Below are 1,315 nucleotides of genomic sequence, written 5' to 3'. Positions count from 1 at the left end.
GGGCCTGTAAAGAATTTTGTGTAAATGGCCTTGGTTAAGATTTTGGCAATCTGTCTTCGAAGAGGATGGCGAATCGAGCCATTGCCGCTTTCCAGTTTATGATCGGCTTCTTCCATTTCTTCGTGATGTTGTTCAAAGCCAGGTACAGTAGCTTGAACATCGCTTCGTCATTTGGAAATGAGCCGCGGTTCTTCGTCACCTTCCTCAGCGACATGTTCAGCGACTCAATCAAGTTTGTGGTGTAGATAACCTTCCTGATCTCAGGTGGATAAGAGAAGAACGGGATGATTTGTTCCCAGTTCCTTCGCCATGAACGACTTATGGTGGGATGTTTTTTATCCCATTTTTCGGAAAAGGCGTTCAATTGCATCTCGGCCTGCTCCGCTGTCGTTGACTGGTAGATCAGCTTCAGATCATCTGCCACTTCCTTGCGTTGTTTGCTGGTGACATAGTTGAGAGAGTGCCGCACCATGTGGACGATGCAGAGTTGGACTTGGGTCTTTGGGAAGACTGTCTCGATAGCCTCGGGAAATCCTTTGAGCCCATCGACGCAGGCCACAAAAATGTCTTCGACGCCACGGTTGCGAAGCTCGGTCACAACCTGCAACCAAAACTTCGCGCCTTCGTTTTCGGAGACCCACATTCCCAACACTTCTTTGTCACCATCGAGCCTGATGCCAATAGCGAGGTAGACGGCTTTGTTTGCAACGTGGCCATTATCTCTAACTCGGACTCTAATGGCATCCATGTAAACGATAGGGTACAGAGCTTCCAGTTGGCGATTTTGCCACGTTTTGACTTCTTCGGAGACTGCTTCGGTAACATTCGAAATCAGCGTCGGTGATACTTCAACTCCATAGATTTCCTCTAAGTGGCTCTGTATCTCACGTGTTGTCATCCCGCGTGAATATAACGAGATGATCTTGTCATCGAACCCAGCGAAGCGGGTCTGTCCCTTGGGAACGATCACTGGCTCAAAGGTAGCTTCCCGGTCACGCGGGACCTCGATCTCTAGGGTGCCGAAGTCACCTTTCATCGTTTTCTTAGAGGTCCCGTTACGTGCATTGCCCGCTTTATTTGTGACGGGAGCATTCTTTTCATGCCCCAGGTGGTGGGTCATTTCAGCTTGGAGCGCCCGCTGAAGAACTGCCTTGGTCAACTGCTTCAGCAGTCCGTTCTCCCCGAGAATCTCCTCCGGGCTCTTATACTGTTTCAGTAGGTCATCGATTACAGCAAGGTCAATGGTCATGGCAACTCCTTGGGGTAAGTGGATTTACCCCGAAATGACCATTTACACAAACCTTTTTACACCCCC

At 49.5% G+C, this 1,315-nt stretch carries 1 protein-coding gene; it reads right to left on the bottom strand.

The window, feature by feature from the left end; translation table 11 throughout:
- Positions 1-34 precede the first annotated feature (34 nt).
- The gene (locus tag KOM00_RS20420; RefSeq protein WP_216500862.1) at positions 35-1,249 is read right to left on the bottom strand and encodes an IS256 family transposase; all 1,215 of its coding nucleotides are present in this window, start codon (positions 1,247-1,249) and stop codon (positions 35-37) included.
- Positions 1,250-1,315: the final 66 nt, after the last annotated feature.

The organism is Geomonas diazotrophica (assembly GCF_018919385.1).
Lineage (GTDB): Bacteria > Desulfobacterota > Desulfuromonadia > Geobacterales > Geobacteraceae > Geomonas > Geomonas diazotrophica.
Note: the sequence above shows the minus strand (reverse complement) of the source record. Positions and strands in the feature narration are given on the sequence as shown.